This is a genomic window from Flavobacterium kingsejongi (assembly GCF_003076475.1).
Lineage (GTDB): Bacteria > Bacteroidota > Bacteroidia > Flavobacteriales > Flavobacteriaceae > Flavobacterium > Flavobacterium kingsejongi.
Map to the genome: position 1 here is coordinate 222,597 of NZ_CP020919.1, position 25,974 is coordinate 248,570.

At 41.9% G+C, this 25,974-nt stretch carries 23 protein-coding genes and 1 tRNA gene; 10 read left to right on the forward strand and 14 right to left on the reverse strand.

All coding sequences use genetic code 11. From position 1 onward, the window contains the following. Window positions 1–8: 8 nt before the first annotated feature. The gene (locus tag FK004_RS01035; protein ID WP_108735571.1) at window positions 9–2,162 is read left to right on the forward strand and encodes a polyribonucleotide nucleotidyltransferase; all 2,154 of its coding nucleotides are present in this window, start codon (window positions 9–11) and stop codon (window positions 2,160–2,162) included. Window positions 2,163–2,250: 88 nt separating this feature from the next. On the opposite strand, the gene FK004_RS01040 is transcribed toward FK004_RS01035, so the two are convergent. Continuing rightward, window positions 2,251–2,856: a CDP-alcohol phosphatidyltransferase family protein gene (locus FK004_RS01040; protein ID WP_108735572.1), complete on the reverse strand. Its 606-nt coding sequence runs from the start codon at window positions 2,854–2,856 to the stop codon at window positions 2,251–2,253. A 65-nt stretch (window positions 2,857–2,921) separates the two neighbouring features. After that, complete coding sequence (locus FK004_RS01045) at window positions 2,922–3,617, reverse strand: LA_2272 family surface repeat-containing protein (protein ID WP_108735573.1); 696 nt, start codon at window positions 3,615–3,617, stop codon at window positions 2,922–2,924. Window positions 3,618–3,812: 195 nt separating this feature from the next. Here FK004_RS01045 and FK004_RS01050 point away from each other — a divergent pair, with 195 nt between their 5' ends. From FK004_RS01050 to rpe, 3 genes are all read left to right on the forward strand, one after another. Beyond that, window positions 3,813–4,757 (forward strand): hypothetical protein, encoded by a 945-nt coding sequence (locus tag FK004_RS01050; protein WP_227871650.1) that lies wholly within the window; start codon window positions 3,813–3,815, stop codon window positions 4,755–4,757. An 85-nt stretch (window positions 4,758–4,842) separates the two neighbouring features. Then, window positions 4,843–5,706 (forward strand): sigma-70 family RNA polymerase sigma factor, encoded by an 864-nt coding sequence (locus FK004_RS01055; RefSeq protein WP_108735574.1) that lies wholly within the window; start codon window positions 4,843–4,845, stop codon window positions 5,704–5,706. Window positions 5,707–5,900: 194 nt separating this feature from the next. After that, entirely contained in the window at window positions 5,901–6,563 is a 663-nt protein-coding gene (rpe, locus tag FK004_RS01060; RefSeq protein ID WP_108735575.1) for a ribulose-phosphate 3-epimerase, read from the forward strand. Between the two features lie 89 nt (window positions 6,564–6,652). On the opposite strand, the gene FK004_RS01065 is transcribed toward rpe, so the two are convergent. Next, a complete protein-coding gene (locus FK004_RS01065) occupies window positions 6,653–9,049 on the reverse strand; it encodes a TonB-dependent receptor (RefSeq protein ID WP_108735576.1) in 2,397 nt (798 codons plus the stop codon). 299 nt (window positions 9,050–9,348) lie between these two features. Here FK004_RS01065 and FK004_RS01070 point away from each other — a divergent pair, with 299 nt between their 5' ends. The 4 genes from FK004_RS01070 to FK004_RS01085 all read left to right on the forward strand — a co-directional run bounded on the left by FK004_RS01070 (window position 9,349) and on the right by FK004_RS01085 (window position 12,588). Next, the gene (locus tag FK004_RS01070) at window positions 9,349–10,710 is read left to right on the forward strand and encodes a sensor histidine kinase (protein WP_108735577.1); all 1,362 of its coding nucleotides are present in this window, start codon (window positions 9,349–9,351) and stop codon (window positions 10,708–10,710) included. Continuing rightward, window positions 10,707–11,396 (forward strand): response regulator transcription factor, encoded by a 690-nt coding sequence (locus FK004_RS01075; RefSeq protein ID WP_108735578.1) that lies wholly within the window; start codon window positions 10,707–10,709, stop codon window positions 11,394–11,396. Before FK004_RS01070 ends, FK004_RS01075 begins: the two co-directional genes overlap by 4 nt. A 12-nt stretch (window positions 11,397–11,408) precedes the next feature. Further along, window positions 11,409–11,936 (forward strand): hypothetical protein, encoded by a 528-nt coding sequence (locus tag FK004_RS01080; RefSeq protein ID WP_108735579.1) that lies wholly within the window; start codon window positions 11,409–11,411, stop codon window positions 11,934–11,936. Between the two features lie 232 nt (window positions 11,937–12,168). Further along, window positions 12,169–12,588, forward strand: coding sequence for a hypothetical protein (locus FK004_RS01085; RefSeq protein WP_108735580.1), 420 nt, complete (start codon window positions 12,169–12,171; stop codon window positions 12,586–12,588). 165 nt (window positions 12,589–12,753) lie between these two features. Here the strand turns inward: FK004_RS01085 and FK004_RS01090 are convergent, their stop codons facing one another. Next, complete coding sequence (locus tag FK004_RS01090) at window positions 12,754–13,965, reverse strand: IS256 family transposase (protein WP_108735429.1); 1,212 nt, start codon at window positions 13,963–13,965, stop codon at window positions 12,754–12,756. A gap of 124 nt (window positions 13,966–14,089) precedes the next feature. Next, window positions 14,090–14,455, reverse strand: coding sequence for a hypothetical protein (locus tag FK004_RS01095; protein WP_108735581.1), 366 nt, complete (start codon window positions 14,453–14,455; stop codon window positions 14,090–14,092). A gap of 293 nt (window positions 14,456–14,748) precedes the next feature. On the opposite strand from FK004_RS01095, the gene FK004_RS01100 reads away from it, so the two are divergent. Together FK004_RS01100 and FK004_RS01105 are read left to right on the forward strand one after the other, a co-directional pair. Further along, the gene (locus FK004_RS01100) at window positions 14,749–15,177 is read left to right on the forward strand and encodes a helix-turn-helix domain-containing protein (RefSeq protein ID WP_108735582.1); all 429 of its coding nucleotides are present in this window, start codon (window positions 14,749–14,751) and stop codon (window positions 15,175–15,177) included. A 358-nt stretch (window positions 15,178–15,535) separates the two neighbouring features. Continuing rightward, window positions 15,536–15,970, forward strand: a complete 435-nt coding sequence (locus FK004_RS01105; protein ID WP_108735583.1) for a helix-turn-helix domain-containing protein — start codon at window positions 15,536–15,538, stop codon at window positions 15,968–15,970. Window positions 15,971–16,117: 147 nt separating this feature from the next. Here FK004_RS01105 and FK004_RS01110 read toward each other — a convergent pair whose 3' ends face one another. The 9 genes from FK004_RS01110 to FK004_RS01150 form a co-directional block, all read right to left on the reverse strand. Next, window positions 16,118–16,921 carry a zinc-dependent peptidase gene (locus FK004_RS01110; protein ID WP_108735584.1) on the reverse strand — a complete coding sequence of 268 codons (804 nt, stop codon included), beginning with the start codon at window positions 16,919–16,921 and terminating at the stop codon, window positions 16,118–16,120. Between the two features lie 242 nt (window positions 16,922–17,163). Next, window positions 17,164–17,237 (reverse strand) — tRNA-Arg (locus tag FK004_RS01115). 45 nt (window positions 17,238–17,282) lie between these two features. Beyond that, window positions 17,283–17,732, reverse strand: coding sequence for a GatB/YqeY domain-containing protein (locus FK004_RS01120; protein ID WP_108735585.1), 450 nt, complete (start codon window positions 17,730–17,732; stop codon window positions 17,283–17,285). Window positions 17,733–17,940: 208 nt separating this feature from the next. Beyond that, entirely contained in the window at window positions 17,941–19,875 is a 1,935-nt protein-coding gene (gene ftsZ, locus FK004_RS01125) for a cell division protein FtsZ (RefSeq protein WP_108735586.1), read from the reverse strand. Window positions 19,876–19,963: 88 nt separating this feature from the next. Beyond that, window positions 19,964–21,367: a cell division protein FtsA gene (gene ftsA, locus FK004_RS01130; RefSeq protein ID WP_108735587.1), complete on the reverse strand. Its 1,404-nt coding sequence runs from the start codon at window positions 21,365–21,367 to the stop codon at window positions 19,964–19,966. A 3-nt stretch (window positions 21,368–21,370) separates the two neighbouring features. Continuing rightward, window positions 21,371–22,096 (reverse strand): cell division protein FtsQ/DivIB, encoded by a 726-nt coding sequence (locus FK004_RS01135; RefSeq protein ID WP_108735588.1) that lies wholly within the window; start codon window positions 22,094–22,096, stop codon window positions 21,371–21,373. Next, window positions 22,083–23,432, reverse strand: coding sequence for a UDP-N-acetylmuramate--L-alanine ligase (gene murC, locus FK004_RS01140; protein WP_108735589.1), 1,350 nt, complete (start codon window positions 23,430–23,432; stop codon window positions 22,083–22,085). The genes FK004_RS01135 and murC overlap by 14 nt, the downstream gene beginning before the upstream one ends. A 42-nt stretch (window positions 23,433–23,474) precedes the next feature. Further along, complete coding sequence (gene murG / locus FK004_RS01145) at window positions 23,475–24,566, reverse strand: undecaprenyldiphospho-muramoylpentapeptide beta-N-acetylglucosaminyltransferase (protein ID WP_108735590.1); 1,092 nt, start codon at window positions 24,564–24,566, stop codon at window positions 23,475–23,477. Window positions 24,567–24,593: 27 nt separating this feature from the next. After that, entirely contained in the window at window positions 24,594–25,931 is a 1,338-nt protein-coding gene (locus FK004_RS01150) for an FtsW/RodA/SpoVE family cell cycle protein (RefSeq protein WP_108735591.1), read from the reverse strand. Window positions 25,932–25,974: the final 43 nt, after the last annotated feature.

Sequence of the window (25,974 nt, forward strand, 5' to 3'; positions counted from 1 at the left end):
TAAATTTTATGATTCCTAACGTAACAAAAGAAATCATCGATTTGGGAGATGGACGAAGCATCTCAATCGAAACCGGAAAATTAGCCAAGCAGGCGGACGGATCTGTAGTAGTACAAATGGGCGACACTATGTTGTTGGCCACTGTAGTATCTGCACGTAAAGCGAGCCCTGGTATTGACTTTTTACCCCTTACCGTAGACTACCGTGAGAAATTTGCCGCTGCAGGACGTTTTCCTGGAGGCTTTTTCAAACGTGAAGCACGACCAAGTGATAATGAAATCCTAACTATGAGATTAGTAGACCGTGTATTGCGTCCACTTTTCCCGGATGACTATCACGCGGAAACACAAGTTATGATTCAATTAATGTCTCATGACAATTCTGTAATGCCGGATGCTTTGGCAGGACTTGCTGCTTCGGCTGCATTAGCCCTGTCTGACGTTCCTTTCGCTACTTTAATTTCTGAAGTACGCGTAGCACGCATCGACGGTAAATTCGTTATCAACCCAAGCAGAGAACAATTGGCACTTTCTGACATCGACATGATGATTGGAGCTTCAAAAGATTCTATCGCTATGGTAGAAGGGGAAATGAAAGAAATTTCAGAAAAGGAAATGGTGGAAGCCATTAAATTTGCCCATGAAGCGATTAAAGTTCAGATTGCTGCTCAGGAAAGACTGAAAGCTATTGCTGGAAAAAACATCGTACGATCTTATGATGAAGAACGCAGTGACGAAACTGTTTACGAAAAAGTACGTCAGGCTTCTTATGATAAAATCTACGCTGTAGCATCTGCCGGAACTGGTAAACAGGAAAGAACAGAGAAATTTGCTGAAATCAAAGAAGAAGTAAAAGCAGCATTCACGGAAGAAGAATTGGCTGAAAACGGTGATCTTGTAGGGAAATATTTCTACAAAACACAGAAAGAAGCGGTTCGGAATGTGATCCTGGATTTAGGATTACGTCTTGACGGAAGAAAAACTACCGAAATCAGACCTATCTGGTGTGAAGTAAACTACCTTCCTTCTGTTCACGGATCTGCATTATTCACCAGAGGTGAAACTCAGGCTTTGGCTACAGTAACACTTGGAACATCAAGAGAAGCGAATCAAATCGACTCTCCAACAGAACAAGGTGAAGAGAAATTCTACCTTCACTACAACTTCCCTCCTTTCTCTACCGGTGAAGCAAAACCACTAAGAGGAACTTCCAGAAGAGAAGTAGGTCATGGTAACTTAGCACAACGTGCTTTGAAAAACATGATCCCTGCTGAAAATCCGTACACAATCCGTATTGTCTCTGAAGTTCTGGAATCGAATGGTTCTTCTTCTATGGCAACCGTATGTGCTGGAACATTAGCATTAATGGATGCAGGAGTTCAAATGATCAAACCAGTATCCGGAATTGCAATGGGACTGATCTCTGATGAAAAAACAGGAAGATGGGCTGTATTATCCGATATCTTAGGAGATGAAGATCACTTAGGGGATATGGACTTTAAAGTAACCGGAACTGCAGATGGTATTACTGCCTGCCAGATGGATATTAAAATAGACGGATTGGCGTATGAGATCATGGAGAAAGCCCTTGAGCAGGCTCGTGACGGACGTCTTCATATTCTTGGAAAATTAATTGAAGTATTAGACAAACCAAATACTGACGTTAAGAAACATGCTCCAAAAATCATCAAAGTAACGATTCCAGGAAACTTCATCGGAGCCTTAATCGGTCCAGGTGGAAAAGTAATCCAGGAATTGCAAAAAGCTACAGGTACTACCATTGTAATCAATGAAGTGAATGAGCAGGGTGAAGTTGAAATCTTAGGTACTGATCCGGACGGAATCCAGGCAGTATTAAACAAAATCGACTCCCTTACATTCAAACCGGTACTTGGAGACCCTTATGAAGTAAAAGTCATCAAAATGCTTGATTTTGGTGCTGTAGTAGAATATTTAAAAGCGCCTGGAAATGAAGTATTACTTCACGTTTCTGAACTGGCTTGGGAAAGAACTGAAAATGTATCCGATGTGGTAAACATGGGTGATGTATTTGAAGTAAAATACCTTGGTATTGACCCAAAAACCAGAAAAGAGAAAGTTTCCAGAAAAGCGTTGCTTCCAAGACCTCCACGTGAGGAGAAAAAAGAAGCTCCAAAGCAATAATTATCTTACAAGGTTAATTCACAAAAGCCCCGTTTCATCGCTATGAAATGGGGCTTTTAATTTAGAGCAATGGCACAAAACACTCTGATTAGCCATTGAACAATTTATGTTTCCGGAACGGAATCCCTTTACGGATCAGATAGGCATGGTAACAGCTCGGGACATCTACTGTCCATTTTGGCAGCAAGAGGATAATAAGATACACATCGATATGGGAGATAATCCCAAAGACCACTGCCAATATAAAAGGCAGCCCGGCATAGCCAAAACCAATCATCGATACAAAAGCCGCCAGCAATGTAATGCCCCATAGCTTCGATAGTATCGCATGTGTTGCATTTTCTTTTCGAAACTTCAGGTAACTGAACACATAGGTCAACGCTTCCATACTAAACACAATCCACAACAGCAGTTTATGCTCCCCAATGAGATCAGGATTAAGCAACCAGGTACAATAACACGTACAAGCCCAGAAAACCACATCACTCTGGCTGTCCATCCGGCGCAGCTGCACGGTAGCAACTCCCACTTTCCGGGCAATAATCCCATCAAAAATATCTGAAAGTATCCCCAGGAACAGCAATACCACCAGCAGCAAACGAACGGCATCTCCATAGTTCCAGGCTAAAAAAATCATGATCGGCCCTAAGAGCAACCGGAATACAATAAGTCCCATCGGGATTTTTCTTTTCATTTTAAGTACGGTATTGGTGAAAGCTATTATAGTAAAAAAGTGCAAAATACATATTTCCTTTTATATTATGCCTTACTCTTTTTGACCGCTTCTTTAAATTGCCAGTTGATAAAGGGCAACTTCCGTTTTCCATTGGTATTCCACAATCCAAACTGCATCCCTCTCAGGTTTTTGGAATTATTAAATAGCCCGATTTGTACGCCCTTGTGATTCCGGGAAAGATTGGAAACGGCAATCTGTACTCCTGTACCATATTCACAGGCATTACCGAGCCCTGCAATACTGACCCCGCTAAAAGTAGTAGCCCCAAATGCTTCCAGGCTAAAAGACACTCCTTTCATTTCATTCATAAAAGTAAACACGCTAATATTCACACCCCGGCATTGGGCACCTCCCATAAAACCTCCGGCACTCAGGTTCACGCCATCGACACGAATATAAGTCCGGTCGGGCGAGTCAAAGAAAAGCTTCGCATTCGGGCCTTCATAAATACCGGCTACCAGCAGTTCAATAGGCAGGTTAAAAGCAACAACATTGACTATTGCGGCTATAGGAGTAATTTCCAGGTTCAGCCCATTGACCTCCTGGCAGGCAATCCTATGATTTTCAAAATGGCCAATACCAAGCGCCAGTCCATTAACACTACTCACCCTTCTGGAAATAGGAGAAAGGCTAAAGTACCGTGTACTATCCCGGGGGACTACAACTCCCCCGGTGTATAAAGTGGCATTTCCTACTTCCTGTTCCAGGCTATCCGACACTGTGATGGTTTCCTGTGAGAATCCTTAGATTCCCAAGACCAGCGCTACAACTACTAAAAATTGTGTTTTCATACTATTTTTCTTTAAGGTTACTCCAACAAACGTAAGCCGTTTTCCAAAATCAAAATGGTGTAAAACGAGTATTAAATTTTCTATATTTGTGAATATCGCAAATCAATGGACTATCAGTAACTTTTGTTAAAAACCATCCGCAAACAACTCAACAGCAAGACTTCCCTGATTGATGAAATTGCCGTAATACTAAGTATCAGCTATGATGCTGCACACCGCAGGATAGCCCAAAAAAGCAAATTCTCGATTGAGGAAACCATACAATTATGCCACCATTACGGGCTTTCGATGGATGCTGTTTTTGGCAATGCCAATAAAGTACTGGTGGAAAAAACTAAGGAAATCCACTCCTTTGACGATATGGTGCTGTATTTTGAACAATCGGCCAACTACCTGAAATACTATCAGGACTCCCCCCAGGCCACCTTATTTTATTCCGCCAAGGACATTCCTTTATTTTATACCATTGGAGGCACACTCTTATCAAAATTCAAACTGTATGTATGGCTGAATTTACTCATCGACAGGAAAAAACAGGAATCCTTTGAAAAGTTTCATTTACCCAGATCCCTACAGGAATACAGTACCCAGCTCAACTCCGTTTATGAAAATGTAGGGGTGAGTGAAATATGGAATGACACGACCATCAACAGTACTTTACAACAAATCTGTTATTTCTTTGAATCCGGATTGCTGACTGCGGCAAATGCCACATTGATTTATGAAGAAGTACAGCTGCTATTGGACCTGGTAGAAGAAAAATCCAGCCGCAATGATGCGCGCTACCATCTGTACTACAACGAGCTGTTGATCCTGAACAATAATGTATTGATTAGCCATGCTGAAAAAAGCACTCTTTTTATTCCGTATACGATGTTGGGGTATTTTATTACCGAAGATCAGCCTACAACCCGGAATGCTTCCGATTATTTTTTACACCAGATTAAAAACTCCAAATCCCTGAATTTATCCGGCACCAAAGACCGTAAACTGTTCTTTAACAAGGCCCGGAAGAAGGTGGACTACTATATTCAGAAGCTGGATACTGAGAGTAATAATCTCTTCTAAAAAAATAATTTAAAATTAGTGTAACTTTTTTTCCCTTCCCTACGTATAACTACCTGAATACTTAAAAAATTGAGGAGATTCTTAGATGAGACAACTTAAAATTACCAAGCAGGTAACGAACCGTGAAACTGCTTCCTTAGACAAATACCTACAAGAAATTGGAAAAGTTGACCTTATTACCGCTGACGAAGAGGTAGAATTAGCACAGAAAATCAAAGCCGGAGATCAAAAAGCCTTGGAGAAATTAACCAAAGCTAACCTTCGTTTTGTCGTTTCTGTAGCGAAACAATACCAGAATCAGGGTTTAACGTTACCCGATTTGATCAATGAAGGAAATTTAGGTTTGATCAAAGCTGCACAGCGTTTTGATGAAACCCGTGGTTTTAAATTCATTTCGTATGCGGTATGGTGGATTCGTCAATCGATTCTTCAGGCTTTGGCCGAACAATCCCGTATTGTACGTCTTCCATTGAACAAAATCGGCTCTATCAATAAGATCAACAAAATGTATGCGTTATTAGAGCAATCTAATGAGCGTCCACCTTCTGCTGAGGAAATTGCAAAAGAGCTTGACATGACCGTGAATGATGTTAAGGAGAGTATGAAAAACTCAGGCCGTCACCTTTCTATGGATGCGCCTTTGGTAGAAGGAGAAGATTCAAACCTCTATGACGTTTTACGTTCCGGGGAATCACCAAATCCTGACCGCGAGCTGATTCATGAATCACTACGTACCGAGATTGAGCGTGCATTGGAAACATTGACACCTCGTGAAGCGGATGTAGTACGCCTGTATTTTGGACTGGGAGACCAGCATCCAATGACACTTGAAGAAATTGGTGAAACTTTTGACCTTACCCGGGAGCGTGTGCGCCAGATTAAGGAAAAGGCGATCCGAAGACTGAAACACACGTCCAGAAGTAAAATCCTAAAAACCTATTTAGGATAAAAATATGTAAGACAACAACAGTTTCTAACTGTTCGTTTTTTGATTGATGATTGAAACTCCGGCTGATTACCGGAGTTTTGTTTTTTACAATCCTTACCGATTCCTGATGAGGGATGAAATATTCGGGGGATTTATAAAAAAATTAGTCCAGAAACTGTTGAAAATAGTACTTTTGCAAAAACAACACACAAACAATGAAAAATACTTTAATTGCTCCTTCTGTTCTTGCAGCCGATTTTGGTAACCTGCAACGCGATCTTGAAATGATCAACAACAGCGAGGCCGACTGGTTCCATATCGACATTATGGATGGCGTATTTGTACCCAATATATCCTACGGTATGCCCGTATTGGAAACCATACAAAAACACGCTAAAAAAACAATTGACGTACACCTGATGATCATTGATCCGGATCGTTACATCAAAACATTTGCTGCCCTGGGCGCCAATGTCCTTAGCGTGCATTATGAAGCCTGTACCCACCTGCACAGAACCCTGCAAGCCATCAGGGCTGAAGGCATGAAAAGTGGCGTGGCCCTTAACCCCCACACGCCTGTCAATGTACTCGAAGACATCATCAACGATGTAGACGTCGTTTGCCTGATGAGTGTTAACCCTGGTTTTGGCGGACAGTCTTTTATTGAAAATACGTATAAAAAAGTACGTCAACTCAAGGAAATCATCACTCGTAACAAGGCAAAAACCCTGATTGAAGTTGATGGTGGAGTGACCGATAAAAACGCAAAAGAATTAGCAGAAGCCGGAGCGGATGTCCTGGTTGCCGGCAGTTATGTTTTTAAAGCCGAAAACCAATTGGAAACCATCGCAGGTTTAAAAAGAATTACCAGCTGGTAATATACTCATCCCGGTTCCTCTGAACCGGGATTTTTTTATTCCATCCGCTTGATCCGGATGCTCAAAACAGTTCACTACACTGCTTTGTATTAAAGTCTTTGCTGCTCCTCAGTCTTCCCTTTATTCTGTTGCCCTTTTAAGGTCTGGTTCCCAAAATTATATTTGAACGCCAACCGGATACTGCGCGTATCGCTATAATCGTAGAAATAATTGTACTGATTGGCATAATTCGTCGTCACCTTTTGCTTCTCTCCCCTATAGAGATCCGACAGGATCATCGAGAACTCTCCTTTTCCTTTCAACACCACTTTGCGCAGGCTCGCACCAAGGCTTGACGTACTGCTTATGGTAAAGGTGCCCTGTACTGCCGGGGAAGCATAGTAGAAGTTTACCTCAGCCGTAAGGCCTGCCGCTTTATTCAGTGTGAACCGGTTGTTGACACTCCCGTTATAAGTCCATCGCGCATTGGTATACAATCCGCCATCAATACCCTGGAACTGGTCTTTCTGATAGCTAACGCTTCCCTGGATTCCCGAATCCCACCAGGCAAACAATTCCAGATTCGTATTAAAATCCAATCCGTAGGCGCTATTTTTATCAATGTTAGTATAATGATAGACGACAGTATTGGTCGCATAATCCTGGTATGAAATTTCCATGGATGGATTTTTTTCATTCCGGTAATAGAGGTCAAAATTGTACTTACTCTTAAGCGTGTACAGCATACTGATGTTGTGGATTATCGCCGGTTGTAATTTCGGATCCCCGGTAAAGTAGGAATAAGAATTATAATAGGACCGGAAGGGGTTCAGCCAGCTGTATTGTGGCCTGCTGATCCTTTTTCCGTAGGAAATCCCTAAATCATTGCCTTCGGATATCTTATACATACCATACAATGTTGGGAACAATTTAAAATAATGCTGGGTATTGGTTTCATTATTGGTTTCCGAATTACCTTCCAATTGGGTGTATTCACCGCGAAGGCCGGCTTTAAAACTCCACTTACCCCATTCGCGGCTGTAACTTCCATAACCGGCAAAAATAGATTCATCATATAAAAAACGGTTCGTCCGTTGCGGATTCAGGACTAATGCCCCATCGATATCATCCCGGTAGTCCAGGCTGCTATTCGCTTTGACAGTTCCAAATTTTACTCCAGCCTCGAAGATCCCTTCCTTTTCCCGACTGTAGTCTGCCTGCACCGAAAACAACCTTATTTTATTGGTATTGTCACTTAGGAAACGCGTCGTACGGTAAGGCGCGCTATCGGGTAATGAAAAATCGGAACGGATGTCCTGGTTTTCACTGCGGTTGTAACGGGTATAATCGGAGTTGATGTTTATTTTTTCCTTTGGTGCGAACACATGCTCGTAAGAGGCATTAAAAGAATTGTTGCGCTGGGGATTATACCGGCTGTTGCGGGTAACAAACATGGAGTCTATTTGCTGGCTGCCATTGTAAATTACCGTAGGGACATTGTAATTCCCGTGATTATTCTGGCTTACGAATCCATTTCCGCCCAGGCTCACCGTATTCAGGCTGTCAATCTCATAGGTAAGATTGAGCCGGTAATTGTTTTGTGCCAGGGCTTTGTTTTTACGGTTCATAATACTTTTCCACTCGGAATCCGGCTGCCCTTCGGCATTCAGGTAATAGACCACATCTTCCCCCTGGCGGTAATAGGTACCACTACCAAAACTGTAATTCCCGGAAACGGATAACTTCTCCCCTTTGTAATAGTGGCTGGTAGCCACAATGCCTTTAGGATACATGGACTGTACATAGGCGGCACTGGCGGTTCCTTTATACCCCCGCATATTGTTTTTCTTCATTTTGATATTCAGGACTGCACTACCCTGCGCTTCATATTTTGCAGGCGGATTGGTAATCACTTCTACGGACTGTATGTCTTCCCCACTCGTGTTTTCCAGGAACTGCTTCAGTTCTTCTCCGCTCAGGTATACTTTTTTATCATTGATCGTTACCAGTATGCTCGTACTCCCCCGGACAGCAATAGCCCCAGTGCCTCCCGCTATAACTCCCGGGGTTTTCTTTAGGATCTCCCAGGCATTGCTGGACGAAAGGATACTATTGGCAACCGTAAATTCAAGGCGGTCGATTTTGCGCTTTACGATAGGCCGTTTGGAATTGATCTCTACGTTATCCAGCATTTCTGCCTGTTGTTTGAGTACAATCACCGGTAATACGAGGGATTGCTGTAAGTCAATTTGTTCATAATAATCATCATAACCGATCGTAGTCACACGCAACAGGTAGGCTCCGGCAGGAATTTCGTCCAGGACGAATGTACCCTCTTCGGTAGCGGTAACCACTTTTACCACCAGGGAATCAGAAGGCTGCAATAAGGCAACTTCGGTAAAGGCTACAGGCTTTTTTGCCGTATCGGCTATCTTTCCCGAAAGGGTTACTTGTTGCCCAAAAACAGCAACGGGAAAGAGTACTAAAAAAAGGATATATTTATTCATGGTTAGGGTTTTGTTGGGAACAAATTTCCATAAAGCCTTTGTACCTGCGGGTTAATGATGGGTTAATGATGGGTTAAACCCAAATGAAACAAGGACAGCAGTCTTCCTTACAAAATAACAGTCGATGGAAATTTCGTGTAAAATCAGCCTTTCGCAAAGTGTACCCCGATCCTATTCGGTTAACGGAGGGTTAATCCTTTTTTATTTCACGCTCAGTATTCTGGAATCTGTTAGCTTTGTCACTGCTAGTATTCCTTAGCCTATTCCGGCAACTGTAGGGTTGTCCAAAAACAAAAACAATGAAGAAGAAAATTTTAGCCTTAAGCATCGGATGCATTATCACTGTAGCGGCACTGGCCACTATACAGGGGTACTTTATCTATAATACCTATAAGCTAAAAGAAAAAGAAGCCAATACTGTCGTCAAAGAACAGCTGCAGGAATTGGAGAACACGGAAGAATGGGATTCTATCCTGGAGATTTCCGAATCGGCTTCAGAGCGTTTTATAGAAGCCTATAAGAAAAATAAGACTACCAAAGCAGATTATATACGCCTGATTGAAAAGAATCGGGATACGTTATCCCAACTCATGGCAGCCTATATCGAAAAGAATAAAACCGAAAAGAAATATGCAATAGATTATTCTATCTATATGGTTTCGGCCACTGTACGGCAGGATGGAAAAATGGACACCCTCCTGAACGGAAAAGTATTGCTGCTGGGCGGCGCGGGAAAGGAAAAAGATGAAATCTATTCCGGTCAAGGCCGGTGGGAAACGGCTTTTACAACTCGTGACGATACGCTCAAGGGTATAAAAAAACATTATAATATTGAAATAAAAACCAAACGCTATTACAGTATTGAAGACTGGGAGAAAAAGATCATCAACCAAATGGCAGGATTGCTTGTCTTTTCGATAGTGTTGGTACTCATTGTCATTTGCCTGTTCTATATGTCGATTAAAAGCCTGATTTCCCAGAAGAAAATTGCCGACATCAAAACGGACTTCATCAATAACATCACCCATGAATTCCAGACACCACTGGCTACCATGGATATTGCGATAAAAACAGTAACCCGAAAAAAGAGCGAAATGTCCAAAACCGATTTTGAGCATACGCTTTCACTGATCGAGCGCCAGAATGAACGCCTCCAGAAGTTGTTCCGCCAGGTAGCAGAGGTATCGGTAACCCGAACCCCATCGGCAACAGCAGAGAGCCTCATTACAGATGAAAACAGCCTAAAACAGATTATCGAGGACTTTCAGTTTTCCCGTCCCGATATCCAGATTAACTATACTCCTGTTCCCCCTGTACCGGAACTTCCTATTGAGTTATTCCACCTGAGCACGATGGTGATCAACCTGCTGGACAATGCGGTAAAATATGGGGCTACACAAATTAATGTTGGTATCCATACGTCCGGTCCTGCTTTTCACATTACGGTACAGGATAATGGGATTGGCATTAACAAAAAGGAGCAATCGGCTATATTTGATAAATTCTACCGGGTCGAAAAAGGAAACATCCACATGACGAAAGGCCTCGGGCTGGGCTTATTTTACATCCACCAGATTGCCACTTCCTACCACGGAACGGTCACTGTAAGCAGTGAAGAAAGCAAAGGTGCTTTATTTACCCTCTCAATCCCATTACCATGAAACACATACTTTTAGCCGAAGATGATTTTGACTATGCCTCTGTACTGAAGCAATACCTCCAGATCTCGGGATTCCAGGTAAGCTGGGCGAAGGATGGACGCGAAGCGCTTTCGATGTTTGGCACTGCCCATCCGGATATTTGCGTCTTTGATGTGATGATGCCCCATTTGGATGGTTTTACCCTGGCGGAGAAGATCATTGCCGAAAATCCGGATACGCCTATCATTTTCCTAACCGCCAAAGGGATGAAGGAAGACAAGATAAAAGGGCTAAAGCTGGGTGCCGATGATTATGTGGTCAAGCCTTTTGAAGTCGACGAGCTGATTTTACGGATTACGAATATCCTGAAACGCAGCCAGAAGACTACTCCTGTGAAGGATATCGAAAGCCCGATGCCCATTGGCAGTTATCTGTTCAATCCGGCCAATCACACGCTCGTACACGAAAAAATAACCCACCGGATTACAGACAAAGAAGTGCAATTGATCCGATACCTGTATGCCAATAAAAATCAACTGGTAAAACGGGATGAGATCCTGCGCGAAATATGGGGCAGCGATGATTTCTTTTCCGGACGCAGCATGGATGTTTTTATCAGCCGCTTGCGGAAATATTTTAATGAAGACCCTACGATTTCCATTCCCAGTGTCAGGGGGATTGGTTTTGAATTTAATATTAATCACTAAATACAGTGTATCATGAGATTTTTTATCCTCCTTACTTTTTTGGTATTCAGTATGCTGGTGAGTGCGCAGTATAAAACACCCAATACGCCCACCCCACCTACACCGCCGAATGTAACTGGTGTAACGATGCCTCCCCCATCCAGTGCGGATGGTGCCGCATCGGGAAGGACGACTTCCACCACCAGGACTTCGTCCTCTTCTTCTTCGCACGTTAGCACCAGCCGTAGCCGTAGTTCAAGAAGTACGATTTCTGTCCATGAATCGGATTTGTCCTATAGCCTGAAAGCGGAATTTGATTCCAACAAATGGCATGAACTGCAGGAATTCCTGACAGATACTATGGACAATACCTACAAAATAGAATCGAACAAGAGCCTGCAATGGTGGAAAAAAGGGAATGGGGATAGTGTTGCCTACAGTTTCCTGCTTACTACCAATTCGCTTAAGATCACTATCGATAAAAAATTAAATTCGAAAGCGGCAACAGAACGCTTAGTCGAAGTCGCCGAAACCCTTTCCAATACTATTTCATCCCACTAATACAGAACAATATTCCCTGTACATAATCCATATACCTTACCTGTAATTTTGCCCCGCGTGAGGGATGGCAGCAAGCTGCCCCGCAGCGCGAACAGCCCGACGCTTTTGGAATAGCAGCCCCCTGACGCCAATCTTATTTTGGGCTGCTGTTCCAAAAGGGACACGCCCCATTATAGGGTAAATTCTGGAAAATGAAACGAAATTCAATTACTAATTTTAAACTATAATTATTATGAAAACAATTCTTTTAAGCGCATTTCTATTGGCCAGCATGGCTATGAGCGCACAGACCAGCTCTAAAAGCTCTACAAATGTAGCGACTACGACCAAAAAGGATGGCCAGAGGACCTCACACAATTCGGTATCAATAGCGGATTCCAATGGTTCGTATGCCCTTAGTGCGCAATTTGATGCCAACAAAATGGAGCAGGTAAAAAAGATTTTGCTCAAAGGCCTGGGCTCCAATTATGAAAAAACAGCTACCGGGCTACAGTGGAATAGCGAAGGTAACAAATCAAATCCTAACGTGTCCCTTACTGGAACTATGGTGAACATGGCATTTGATGCTGACGAGTATAAAGGATCGGATGTGAAACACTTTAAGGCTATCGGGCAGGAAATTTCGGATTTGCTTTCTAATAACAAGCAATAAAAGAGGGAATCTATATGTGAACGATTGAAGGTAAAAGGCTGTAGGCCCGTAGTATTACTGCGGGCCTACAGGCGTATTTAGTATCTGTAGAAAAAAAGTAAAATGGGGGCCGTAAACGGTCGCCATAATACGGTGAGACTGGTCGAAATTTTGTGTAAACAGTTCTTAGTGTTTAATATTACACCTTTCTCCAAATATGACCAAGAACTGATTCATGATTAATCCCCAGCTTGGTATTGCATTTATCCAGCTTTTTTCACAATTTTGTATTGCTAAATAGACTGATTTCTTGACGCTTTTTTCATCTGGGAACTGCACTTTTGTTTTGGTATATTTTCTAATTCCCCTGTTTAAGTTTTCTATTGTATTTGTGGTGTACATTATTTTCCTGATTTCAGCAGGATAGGCCAAAAAAGGCATGAGATTTTCCCAATTCTTTTCCCAGGAGCAAACGGCATATTTATATTTTGCTTCCCAGTTTTTTTTAAATTCAGCCAGAGCTAAAACGGCTTCTTCCTGATTTATTGCAGTATATACTTCTTTCATTGCACTGCAAAATGCTTTTCTATCCTTAACTACTACAAACTTAAGGCTATTCCTTATTTGATGAACAATGCAAAGCTGGGATTCTGTATTTGGAAAAACACCTCTGATAGCTTTTGTAAATCCGGTAAGGTTATCTGTACAGGCAATGAGAATATCCTTTACTCCACGAGATTTTATGTCAGAGAGTACAGTCATCCAAAATGAAGCCGACTCTTCTTTATTTAGCCACATTCCTAATACTTCTTTCTTACCATCTGTTTTTAGTCCGATTACAATGTAAATTGCATGGTTTTCATATTTCCCATCTGTTCTTACTTTCATATGCACAGCATCCATCCAAACAATCAGATACTGTGGTTCTAAAGCCCTTTTAGTCCATAAATCAACATCAGCCAGTATTCTATCAGAGATGGTCGAAATCGTGGACTCACTTACTGATATCCCATAAACTTCTTTAACTTGTTCTACAATATCACTACGGGTCATTCCACGACTGTACATTCCTAAAATAGCATCTTCAATCTTTTCACTCATCGATTGGCCTTTTCCGATGACCTGAGGCTCGAATTCACCATTTCTATCCCGGGGAATAGCCAGGACCATATTGCCCAAAGTCTCTGATTTTATATTCTTTGAGAAAGAACCATTACGGCTATTGCCTGTATTGTATCCGTCAATATTATGCTTCTCATATCCCAGATGAGCATCCAATTCTCCCTGGAGTAGCTGTTCAATGCCTTGTTTATACAGGTCTTGAAAAAAAGTATGGAAGTCTTCTTTGTTTTTAAATTGCTTTGCAAAATCTTTGGGTAATTTACCATCTTCGATCATAATCCGCTCTTTTTAAATTATTTAAATGTAGTTCTTTTAAATTCTATACTTAATGATCTGTTGTTTTTTGGCTAAGCCTTAAAATCTCAAATCAAATTAAAATCAATTTCTACGTTTACACAATCTAACGACTACTCCCCTGTGCGGTTTCATTTGCCACGCCTTCTACGCCTCTTGTCACGTCTTCTACGCTTCTTGCCACGCCTTCTTTGCTTCTTGTCACGCACTCTTTACCTCTTGTCACGCCTTCTTTACCTCTTGTCACGCACTCTTTGCTTCTTGCCACGCCTTCTTTGCTTCTTGCCACGCATTCTTTGCTTTTGGTCACGCCTTCTTTGCTTCTTGTCACGCCTTCTTTACCTCTTGTCACGCCTTCTTTGCTTCTGGACACTGGAGTAAAAGGTAAAAAGTAAAAGGTAAAATCTATTTTGGTCGAAATAGCTTGCGGCGATTCGGAACCATTTGTCGCGTTGCCTAAGCTTCTGGTCACGTCATCTTTGCTTCTTGTTACTGATCTACAAGGTAAAATCTTTGTGGGGTCCGTTGCAACGCAACGGGCCTACGGCCATTTCACCTTTTACGTTTTACCGCTTACTTCTCACTTCTCCCCTCTTACTTTTTATTCCGCTACTAACTTTTACTTCCCATCTCCTACTTTTTTCACACAGGCTACATTAAAAAGTGTATTTTTGTAATTCCCCTACAAGTAAATAGTATTTTTATTGTGTAAACTACCCCAAGTTATGAGTGGCTTATACATCCCAAATTTTTAATTTATTTATCATGACAAATCCCGTAACACCACCACACTACATTGGCCGTAAAATCAGTCGTATCCGAGAAATGCGAGGAATAAACCAGGACACTTTGGCTATTAAACTGGGAACAAGCCAACAATCTGTGAGCCGAATGGAACAAAGTGAAGAGATTGACGAAGAAAAATTGGTGGAAATTGCAAAAATATTAGGCGTAACCCCGGAAGCTATCAAAAATTACTCGGAGGAAGCTGCAATCAATTACTTTAACGATATTCATGACATTACCATAACAGACAGTGATGGTACCAATATCGGAACTGATAACAATAGTACTTTTAATCCGTTGGAGAAACTTGTTGAAATGGTGGACGAAAACAAGAAGTTATACGAACGCCTGCTGCAATCGGAACAGGACAAAATTGCCTACTTGGAACAATTGCTTAAAAATAAATAAGGGAAGCCAAATTCCCTATCCTTCTTCTATATTTCCCGACAGTAAGCTGTCGGGATTTTTTTTGATGTATTGGGAACATATGTGTGTGAATCCAAGTGGGTCTGTTGTTGTGGGGCCGTTGCAGTGCAACGGGCCTACGGCTATTTCACCTTTTACGTTTTACCGCTTCCTTCTCACTTCTCCCCTCTTACTTTTTATTCCGCTACTAACTTTTACTTCCCATCTCCTACTTTTTTCACACAGGCTACATTAAAAAGTGTATTTTTGTAATTCCCCTACGAGTAAATAGTATTTTTATTGTGTAAACTACCCCAAGTTATGAGTGGCTTATACATCCCAAATTTTTAATTTATTTATCATGACAAATCCCGTAACACCACCACATTACATTGGCCGTAAAATCAGTCGTATCCGAGAAATGCGAGGAATAAACCAGGACACTTTGGCTATTAAACTGGGAACAAGCCAACAATCTGTGAGCCGAATGGAACAAAGTGAAGAGATTGACGAAGAAAAATTGGTGGAAATTGCAAAAATATTAGGCGTAACCCCGGAAGCTATCAAAAATTACTCGGAGGAAGCTGCAATCAATTACTTTAACGATATTCATGACAATACCGTAACTGGCGGCAGTAGCAATGCTTGGAACATCGGAACAGCTAACAATAGCACTTTTAATCCGTTGGAGAAACTTATTGAAATGGTGGACGAAAACAAGAAGTTATACGAACGCCTGCTGCAATCGGAACAGGACAAAATTGCCTACTTGGAACAATTGCTTAAAAATAAATAAGGGAAGCCAAATTCCCTATCCTTCTTCTATATTTCCCGACAGTAAGCTGTCGGGATTTTTTTTGATGTATTGGGAACATATGCGTGTGAATCCAAGTGGGTCCGTTGTTGTGGGTCCGTTGTTGTGCAACGGACCCACGGGGGAATTTCATTCCCCCTCATAATTGATCATGGTCTTTACATTGTGGTATAGCTCAGGAAAGGTACTTTTGAAGGTGTCGGGAGTTTCAAAGAAATGTTCCAGCAGGACAGCGAGGAATTCGAATTGGTTTTCGTAGGCATATTCCCGAAAATAATTCTTGCTTACTAATTGGCGTTGCAGTTCGTGATCTTTGTAGTATTGGAGTATTTTATTGAATTCGTCGGTGAATATAGCGGCGGATGTATCATTGCTTTTTAGGGCATTCAGGTGTAGTGCATGACCAAATTCGTGCAGCCCGAGGTTAATATTGTCGTTGGAGTTCCGGAGTCCGGACAGGAAATCGGCCCAGGAAAGAACAACGGCCTTGTTTTTAGGGCTGTATTCGCCTTTGTGGTACTGTTGGGTGTTTACGGAATAATACGTCCCCGGATAGAGGATGATATAACGGAAGACATTGATCAGGTACCGCCGCATGCCAAAGGAAAGCATGATATAGGTCGCGGCAACCAGAATTTTCATTTCCTGGGTCACCACAAGGTTTTCGCGCCCTACAAACCGGTAGTGCAACAGGAACGCTTTTACTCGGTGTTCGAAATAGACTTTGTTCTTATCGGAAAGCTTCCTATAAAAAGGAAATTCACGTAGCAGTATCTGGCGTTGCTCGTGGCGCAGTTTGTTTATAAAAGGATACCAGTGCAGGAACAATGGTTTTTTGAAAATCAGTGCATAGAGTGGGTCAATTACCATACTCACCATAAAAGTGACCACCACAGCGGCGATAATAAGTAATACAACAGTAATAATATTCATAAGCAGTTGCAGGCTTTTTAAGTAAGGGATACTGCAATATACTATAAAAGGCTTAAAAGTGATGGATAGGTATTAGAAATTGGTGCGTAATTATTGATAATTCTAACTTTTGTAGAAAAAAGGAATATACTTTAACTAAAAAACATAGCCTTCAGTTTTTTTGAACTTATACATTTTAAGTACAGCTTGAGTTAAACCAAATAAAAATGGGACAAAGAAGAAAACTTCTTTATCCCATTTTGTGACCGCGGAGGGGTTCGAACCCCCAACCCTCAGAGCCGAAATCTGATATTCTATCCAGTTGAACTACGCAGCCATTTATGTATTGTGCTTTACCGTTACCGGTGGAAGCCTCTTTATTTTATGTCAATAATTTCTTTACGATAGTAGAGATGGTTTTACCATCTGCTTTTCCTGCTAATTCTGCAGAAGCCAATCCCATCACTTTACCCATAGCTGCCATACCAGCAGCGCCATTGTCAGCGATAATTTTAGCAACTATTGTTTCAACTTCTGCTTCTGATAACTGAGCTGGAAGGAATTTTTCAATTACTGCAGCCTGTGCTATTTCCGGTTCAGCAAGATCAGGACGTCCTTGCTCAATGTAAATTGCAGCACTGTCTTTTCTTTGTTTTACCAAACGCTGAAGCAATTTGATTTCATCTTCTTCAGAAACTTCTTCTTTCGCACCACTTTCTGTTTGCGCCAGCAATAAAGCAGATTTTACCGCTCTTAACGATTCCAAAGTTACGGTATCTTTTGCTTTCATCGCTGTTTTGATATCGTCCATTATTCGTACTTGCAGGCTCATATAATTATAGGTGTTACGTTAGTATTATGTACACAACATTTTTTTCCGGGTTGCCTTCTGCATCAATCGGGGCTCATTCTTAAACTGCACGAGGCCGTTTTTGACACCCTGCCCAAAAGCATTTGTGTTATGTGAGTGCGAAGATAAAAAAATAACCCGAAAATTTCAAGGAAATTTTCGGGTTATCGGGTTTTTTGGTTGGGATAGTCTAATCTACATTGTCATGCAGATAAGAATTATTTGAACGCAGTTGTAAATCATCATTGCTGTCTGTACCCAAAGACATTCTTGATTTTGCGCTAGTTGGCTGATTGTTAGAAAGATCTATACCCATCCTTTTGTACGCTGGTTCTTTTTCGAACTCATCGACGCGGGAAGCGTTGTTGTGGAATTTATAATTAAATTCTTTCATCTTTCTTCTTCTTTCGTCGGCTCTCATCCTTAAAGTATCCTCAATTGTCATTTCAACTGGTGATATTTCTTCAAAAACGGTAGCTGATTGTGCCGCAGGCTCCACTTTTTTAATGGTGATGTTTAATTCTTCTGCGATTGGCTCTTCTACTTTAGCCGCTGGTTTGGACGAAACAAGTTCGTTTTCCACTTCCATATATTCTTCCAGGGAATAGCGTACGATACCATTTTGGTTCAGTTCGGTCATTGGGACTACCTGTACCGGTTCGTTAACTTTGATATCTCTGGTTTCCTGAGTCAGTTCAAAAAGTAATTTTTCTTCCTGTCTCGCTACCGGTTCCTGTTTTACAATTGGCAGGTCAAAAGAAAAAGTAACTTGTTCTTCCTGTACAATTGTCTGCTGCGGCTTGGCAACTTCCGCTTCTCTTACTTCCGGCGTAGTGATAAAAAACTGAGTCTCTCTTACAGGGGATACAATTTCAAATGTCACATCAAGGTTCTTGATAAATTCAGATGTAGGAACAAGATTCATTTCGAATTTTGGTTTCTCTTCAACTACATCTTCTTCAAGGGAAAAAATGATTTTTTCCTCAATTTTTGGTTCTTCAGCCGGAGTATTTTCCGATTTAGCAGAAAAATCAAACGCAGGGACTACGTTTCTATGTGATAATTCGTGAACGATTTTCTGTTCATCTTCCAGGGAGTGGATGATTTTCTTAGGTTCTGTATTCACGATACCATTTTGTTGCTCCACGTTAAAACCTGTTGCAATGATAGTAACCGCTACGGCATCTCCTAAAGACTCATCTTCTCCAACCCCCATAATGATATTGGCATTAAAGCCCGCTTCATTCTGGATGTGGTCATTGATCTCTCCCATTTCGTCCATGGTGATCTCGCTGGTTCCTGAAACGATAAGCAACAATACGTTCTTGGCACCTGTAATCTTATTGTCATTCAGCAATGGCGAATCCAAAGCACTTACGATAGCCTCTTTAGCTCTGTTTTCACCAGAAGCTGTGGCAGATCCCATGATTGCCGTTCCGCTGTTGGACAATACTGTCTTAGCGTCACGTAAATCGATGTTCAGTGCGTAGTGGTTCGTAATTACTTCGGCAATACCCCTGGAGGCAGTGGCCAAAACTTCATCGGCTTTGGAGAATCCGGATTTGAATCCCAGGTTTCCATACACCTCTCTTAATTTATTGTTGTTGATTACAATTAAGGAATCTACCTGTTTTCTCAATCGTTCTACACCCAGTAAAGCCTGCTCCTGGCGTACTTTACCTTCGAACTGGAAAGGAATGGTCACGATCCCTACGGTAAGGATATCGCGTTCTTTAGCCAGTTGTGCAATTACGGGAGCTGCACCGGTTCCGGTTCCGCCGCCCATACCTGCCGTAATGAATACCATTTTGGTATTCGTATCCAGCATTTTCTCAATTTCAGCTATGCTTTCAATCGCAGACTGCTGTCCTACTTCAGGATTAGCACCTGCTCCGAGCCCTTCGGTAAGGCTCACACCCAATTGTATCTTGTTTGGTACTGAACTACTTTGTAATGCCTGAGAATCGGTATTGCAGACGATAAAGTCTACTCCTTTGATTCCCTGCTTAAACATGTGATTAATCGCGTTGCTTCCGCCCCCGCCTACACCAATTACTTTGATCACATTTGATTGATTTTTGGGTAAATCAAATGAGATGCTTCCAAATTCTGAGTTGCCTGTCATAATATTGGTTTTTAAATTACTTTTTCAATTTTTTTTTCCTTTTCATTTGCCGTTTCCGGGGAATTGGCCTGCTGCTTTTTATAAACGCTTATTCCGCGTTATCCAAAAAGTCTTTTATTTTGTCAATATACTTGTCAAAGAATGACCTGCGTACCTTTTTCTCCGTCGATTCGGAATCATTCCTAACACTGGCAGTTGTTGTTGCCACGGCTACTTTTACTTCTTCATAGACTTCCACTGGAGGCGCTACCGGCTCCGGCTGTCTTGGCTGCTGGTACACTACTTTCTCCGGAACAACTACTGTTTCATGCATCGGGATAGCACTTCGGGTATTATTTCGGATGCTGTTCATCACCAATCCTACTGCAGTTGCATACAATGGGCTACTGATCTCTTCGCTGGAATTCCCTGCCAGATGCTCGTTTGGATATCCGATACGGGTATCCATTCCGGTGATGTATTCTACCAGTTGCTTGATGTGCATTAACTGCGCACCACCTCCGGTGAGTACGATCCCTGCAATTAATTTCTTGCGGGGGTCTTCGTGTCCGTATGCTTTGATTTCAGAAAATACCTGCTCAATAATTTCCACCACACGGGCATGGATAATTTTCGAAAGGTTTTTCAGCGAAATCTCTTTCGGCTCTCTTCCTCTTAATCCTGGAATAGAAACGATTTCATTGTCTTTATTTTCTCCTGGCCATGCTGATCCAAATTTTACTTTAAGCAATTCTGCCTGTTTTTCAATTATGGAACATCCTTCCTTGATATCTTCAGTAATTACATTGCCTCCAAAAGGAATAACCGCCGTATGACGGATAATACCGTCTTTAAAAATAGCCAGGTCTGTAGTACCGCCACCGATATCGATAAGGGCTACACCTGCTTCTTTTTCTTCCTGGCTCAATACAGCATCTGCCGAAGCAAGGGGCTCCAAAGTGAGTCCTGATAAATCAAGGCCTGCACTTTTAATACATCTTCCTACATTCCTGATAGAAGATGCCTGTCCCACAACTACGTGAAAACTACTTTCCAGTCGTCCGCCATACATACCAATAGGCTCACTAATCTCGGATTGCCCGTCGATTTTGAATTCCTGTGGCAATACATGGATGATTTCCTCTCCTGGCAGCATCGCCAGTTTGTGCACCTGGTTGATCAACAGGTCGATATCATTATCGCCAATAACCTCTTCAGGATTACTCCTGCTGATGTAGTCACTGTGCTGGATGCTTCTGATATGCTGTCCTGCGATTCCCACAACAACATCTTTAATCTGGTAACCTGAATTAGCTTCCGCCTCTACAATTGCCTGTTGGATGGATTGGATGGTTTGTGTGATATTATTCACCACGCCCCGGGCTACACCTAAACTTTTAGATTTACCGATACCCAAAATCTCCAATTTTCCATACTCATTTTTCTTGCCTATCATGGCGACAATCTTCGTTGTGCCAATGTCAAGACCTACTGCAATACTTTCTTTTTCCATATTCTAATTTTTGGTACACACTACTTGTTGCGTAAACTTCAAATTCACTTTTTTATAATCATAAATCAGACTGTCCTGGACAGCTTTCTGAAAAAACGCTTTATAGTTGTTGAACTTCTTCTCTATATTCACGGTTTTCCCGAATTCTATTTCATAATCATAATTCCTGTTCATCATTTTTACGCTTCCACTCGGCAGAATCTGAATGCCAATGATGTTTTGGTGTAAAAATTTATCCTCAAAAATGTATTTCAATAATGTATTGAAACCCGCCTGATTTTCGGGCTTAATTTCTCCCGAAACCAGGAGCACCCGCGCAGCATAATTGTTTGACAAAGGCATTCTATTTCCTTCTGAATCAATATAAAACGAATCTTCCCCACCCGACACACGGGCAATAGGAGTCTTCTGTTTTACTTCGGCTTTCAGGATACCATCAACCGTAACGAATACTTCAGCTTTCTGAATCATTTCGTTAGTATCAAGGGCTTTTTCTAATCTATTCAAATCTAATTTATCTTTAGCAATTGTTTTTGAACCACCAAAATTTTGTATTAACAAGTTATCAACCGTTTCACGGGTCACAAAAAGCTTCTCCTGATTGGTAAAACTGATCACCGGACCAGTCACTTTCCGGTGTTCATTCCGGTTTGAAGTGAATGAATACAGAAAAATAACCACGCCAAAAAGAGCGATTAATTTTACGTTTATCCAGTTAAATTTTTTCATTTAATGCTTTTTTTATACCACTTACCATTTCTCCAATATCGCCTGCCCCGATCGTAATAATTACACTCGCATCACTGGCTAAAATGGCAGCCGTCAATTCTTCTTTTCCGACTAATTTTTTATTCTCCATCTGGATTTTATCCAAAAGCCATTGTGAATCTACTCCTTTAATCGGAAGCTCCCGGGCCGGATAGATATCCAATAGGATCACTTCATCAAAAGCGGCAAGGCTTTCGGCAAAACCATCGATAAAATCACGGGTCCTGCTGAATAAATGAGGCTGGAATATTGCCAGTTTTTTCTGGTTGGGATACAACTCCGAAACCGCCTGGTGTACCGCATTTATTTCCGTGGGATGGTGTGCATAATCATCAATATATACCAAACCCCCTGTTTTAATCTGATAGGAAAATCGCCTTCTGACGCCCTTGAAAGAGGCGAGTGCCGCGATACAATCCTTATTTTCAATACCGTAGCTTTTCGCCATAGCCAAAGCTAGTAGCGCATTGGTAAGATTGTGCCTGCCCGGAAGCGCAAACCGGATATCGGCTATGGTTTCCGTTGGCGTTTTTACATCAAAAACATAACTGCCGTTTTCAATTTTTATATTGAGTGCTGTAAAATCAGCCGACTCTCCAACAGCAACCGTCAGGCCTTCCAATGGAAGTTCTTTGGTAATGAACAAATTCTTTTTATCTGTAATCTTATCGGCAAACTCTACAAATGAAGCCTGTATGGATGCTGCGTCGCCATAGATGTCCAAATGATCGGAATCCATTGACGTAATGCACGCAATATTAGGATGCAAATGCAGGAAGGAGCGATCAAATTCATCTGCTTCTACGACAGTTACCGATTTACCATTTCCGATCAGGTTAGAGTTGTAATTTTCTACAATCCCACCTACAAAAGCGGTAACATCCACACCACTCTGAAACAAGATATGCCCCAAAATACTGGAAGTGGTTGTTTTGCCATGCGTTCCCGCTACAGCAAAACAAAAGGTATCCTGGGTAATAATGCCCAGCACTTCTGCTCTTTTACGGATCTGGTAGTCTCTTTCAATGAAGAAATTCCACTCCGAATGGGTCACCGGTACCGCAGGGGTAATAATGACGATTGTATCTTCTTTATAGAACGTCTCCGGAATTAAGTCAATACGATCTTCAAAATGAATTGAAATCCCGGATTCCTGCAACTCCCGTGTCAGGGCGGTTTCCGTTTTATCGTATCCAGATACGTTTTTGCCCAGGGTTTTGAAATACCGTGCCAACGCACTCATCCCAATCCCTCCGATGCCTATAAAATAAACGTTATGTATCTGACTTAAATTCATGTTCTTTTCTTTTTATTACCGTTAAAAGCGGTTTACTGTATGCTATTTTATTAATTTCTCAATCTCGTCGACAATGTCTTTTGTCGCATGAACCTTAGCCAGTTTTCTGAGATTGTTGCTCAATTCCTGCTGCTGCCCTTTATCCTCCAGCAACTTGGTAAAGGAAGGCCCAAACTGGGTATCCAATTCCGATTCCCGGATCATCAGCGCCCCTTTCTTATCGACTACTGCCTGAGCATTCTTCGTCTGATGGTCTTCTGCAACATTGGGTGACGGGATAAAGATCACTGGTTTCCCTACAATACTGAGTTCGGAAACCGAGGATGCCCCAGCGCGTGAAATAATCACATCTGCTGCTGCATATACCAAATCCATACGGTCGATAAAAGCGACCACCTGGACATTCTCAGTATCATTGAAATGGCTGTATTCTTCAAAATACAGTTTCCCACATTGCCAGATCACCTGTATGCCCTGTGCTTTAAAATTGACCATTTCTTTTGCCACCAATTGGTTTACCCTCCGGGCTCCGAGGCTACCGCCCAGGACCAATAGTGTTTTCTTTTCCGGATCCAGCTTGAAATAGTCCAGTGCTTCCGCTCTTTTTGAATCGATTGCCAATAAATCCTGGCGCACCGGATTACCGGTAAAAACGATTTTATACGCTGGAAAAAAACGCTCCAGATTTTCATAAGCTACGCATATTTTGCTGGCTACCCTACTTAATATTTTATTAGTAATCCCCGGAAACGAATTCTGTTCCTGGATTACAATAGGCACATCGGCCATAGCAGCGACACGCAACAGCGGCCCACTGGCAAATCCACCCGTACCAATTACGACATCAGGTTTGAATTCGCGGATTATCGTTCTTGATTTCAACAGGCTGTCCAGCAATTTCACCGGGAATAAGGTATTATCCAGGGTCAGTTTGCGTTGCAATCCTGCAATCCACAATCCTTTTATTTTATAGCCGGCCTGGGGCACCTTTTGCATCTCCATTTTATCCTTGGCTCCCACAAAAAGAATTTCACAGTCGGGAAAACGTACTTTCAATTCATTGGCAATAGAAATTGCAGGATAGATATGCCCTCCTGTTCCTCCGCCGCTTAATATGAATTTCAATGTCCTCATCCTGTTCCTTTTTTATTATCTGCTATATTATTTGTGCAACACCGCATTCATCGGGTTGTCTATACTCTTATCTTCAATTGTAAAATCATTCTCGAAAGTCTCAAATTTGCGATCGGCACCTTCCAGTACATTCGGCACCAGCGTTTCATCCGTTTCGGCAAGCTGCTTATCAATAAGTTCCTGCAAAGCGGCTTCTCTTTTGGCTTTCTCTGCTTCTTCCTCTGCAATCTCCTCTTCTTTTTTGGTCACACTGATGATAATCCCCAGGGAGACACAGGTCATCCAAATGGAACTTCCCCCGCTACTCACCAAAGGCAACGTTTGTCCGGTAACTGGCAATAACTCTACGGCAACCGCCATATTGATTAATGCCTGGAATACTATTGGAAACCCTAATCCGACGACCAAGAGCTTTCCAAACATTGTTGGGGACTTATGTGCCGCAACCAGGAACCGGATGAATAACATCATGTACAAAAACATGATAGAGAATCCTCCCAAAAGCCCGTATTCTTCAATGATTATCGCGAATATAAAATCCGAGGAAGACTGGGGTAGAAAATTCCGCTGCACACTTTTCCCCGGCCCTAAACCGTATATACCACCGGTGGCAATTGCAATTTTAGCTTTTTCAATCTGGTAATCATCTTCATCCGGATTATCGCTTGTGAAGTTATCCACCCTGCTGATCCAGGTATCTACCCTATTGGGAAAGGCATCCGGAAACGCTTTGGCTACCAGGATGAAAAATGTCAACCCTACAATCCCGGCACCAATGATGATTCCGAGGTATTTCAGGGGATATTTCCCTATAAAAACCAACATAACGACCATGGAGAATATCAACGCGGCAGTAGAAAAGTTGGCTGGCAAAATCAGCATAATAATCAGGAAAACCGGTAACCACAATTCCAATACAGAGGACTGGAATGTCATTTCCTTATCCCTCATTTTTGCGAGATAGCGGGAAACATACATCATCAATATCAAGGAAGCCAGTGTAGAGGTCTGGAATGAAATACCAGTAAACGGCACTTCGATCCAACGGCTGGCATTGGCGCCTCCTATGGTTTTACCCTGAAAGAGCGTGTACAATAACAGCAATCCTACCAAAGGCAACAACATAATTGATATCCCTTTGAAATAATGATATGGAATCTTATGCACGATATAGATAATACAGAAACCAATGCCCACATGTGCAAAATGCTTTAGCAAAAAGCTAATGGTATTGCCACTTCCGTGTGCCCCGTAGGCCAGGTTGCTACTCGCGCTGTAAACAGGCATAAAAGAAATTAATGCCAGCAAAGCCACGAATGACCAGATAACCTTGTCCCCTTTCAAATTGTTTAACAGCTCTTTCATATCTCTTTTTCTTATAATTTTAACCTACTGTATTCTTAAAGAA